The 1,553-nt window shown below is 57.1% G+C and carries 1 tRNA gene and 1 pseudogene; both read right to left on the bottom strand.

The features are described from left to right. A pseudogene (locus tag Q0216_RS04905) lies at positions 1–711 on the bottom strand (DNA repair protein); the annotation flags it as partial. A gap of 379 nt (positions 712–1,090) precedes the next feature. Next, positions 1,091–1,166 (bottom strand) — tRNA-Arg (locus tag Q0216_RS04900). Positions 1,167–1,553: the final 387 nt, after the last annotated feature.

Raw genomic sequence — 1,553 nt, 5'->3', positions numbered from 1 at the left:
TCCGATCTCAGGGGTAACCGTGGCGGGGGTCGGTACAGGAACCGTCTTTTTTGCTGCTGCCTCTGCGGGTGCTTCCACAGATGCTTCCTCCGGCATGCTCACTTCTTCCGGCATGCTGGGAGCTGGGATGGGTGCCGAGCCGGGAGCCGGGATGGGTGCCTGTGCCGCGCGGGCGGCAAAGAGCGCGGGGGAAGGCACAGGTTTCGGCGCTGCGGGCTTCGGTACTGCAGGCTTCGGGGCAGCGGGCTTGGGAGCGGCGGTTGCGCTAACCGTGGCATCCTCACGAACTGCACCCTCGTTGGCCTCTACATCGGGAGCCTCAGCCATGGAGTCTGCTGTGGTTTCTGCGGTAGCTTTGGTTACCTGCAGGTCGTTCTGTTCCTCGTCACGAGGCTTAGCGCCGCCGAGCTCCTCATCGCCGCGGCGTAGGGCGGCAACGAGTTCCTGGCGGGAGGTATAAGGAATAATCTCCTCGGGAGAATCGATATATCGGGGGAAATTCTCGTAGAGAATCTTCGCCGCGGCCTCAAAGAGCTTTTCTACGGTGGTGTTGGCGGCGGGTGCGCAGGGGCAGAGGAGCTCCTGGCGTTGCGCGTCATAGAGGGACCAGTGGGCGCATCGTTCGGTGGGCGGGAAGTAATCGAGCGTTCCCAAATCAGCAATATCGATGAGCGCACCTATCAGGGACTGCGGAATGGATAGCTGTGCCATAGTGCTCCTTCGCGTTGTCTACTCTCCAACCTATGCGTGGAGGGTCCTCTTTCCATCGTAGGCGTTTTTTGGCGGGTGTGCCCCGGAGCACGTCATCTGGGAGCGTAAATCTGCGGATTCACAGGTTGAGGCGCACTTTCGGCGCAGTTGTTGGGTGCAGTTGTTGTGTGCGGATGGGGTAGTTGTGGAGCGTCCTTGCTTCACCTCTATATTCGCCGCACCTCTATATAGGTATCTCTATGAGCTGTGGTTTCTGCGCGCCGCGCCGCCTGTCGTGAGCGCGGTGGCTTGGGTTGTACCCGGCACTTTTGACGAGGCACTTTCCGAGCGTATTTCTGGAGACACAAAAAATCCCCGGTTCCGAAGAACCGGGGATCGTTGGTGCGCCCGAAGGGATTCGAACCCCCAACCTTCTGATCCGTAGTCAGATGCTCTATCCGTTGAGCTACAGGCGCATGTTCCTCGCTTCGGATTTCTTCAACCCGTCGCGGCAACAGGTACTACTATACGGATGTCCTTCGGAGCGTGCAAGCCGAAAAACTCGAAATTAGCCTGAAAGCGCCTCCGGAAGACTCCTGGATACCCCGTTGTGCCGCATAATTCCGGGGTTTTTGTGCTCGTAAAATTTTTTTAAAATATTTTTGTTCCACCCTGAAAGCTGCCCCAAAGGCACTCAATGCACCCGCCTAGACCCTGCAGGATCACCCCCAAAATCCTCCAAAAAATCTTTTCGCACCCAAAGAATGTGATGCGCAGAACGTAAGAAATAGCGTCATAGAAAGCTCTACCGCGCATTAATGCGTTATTCTGTAAGCATCACGAGGAAGTGGAGACTGTCCAAG

Source organism: uncultured Rothia sp. (assembly GCF_937976295.1).
In the GTDB taxonomy this organism is placed as follows: domain Bacteria; phylum Actinomycetota; class Actinomycetes; order Actinomycetales; family Micrococcaceae; genus Rothia.
The sequence above is the reverse complement of the archived record's forward strand: the minus strand, read 5'-3'. Positions and strand labels throughout refer to the sequence as shown.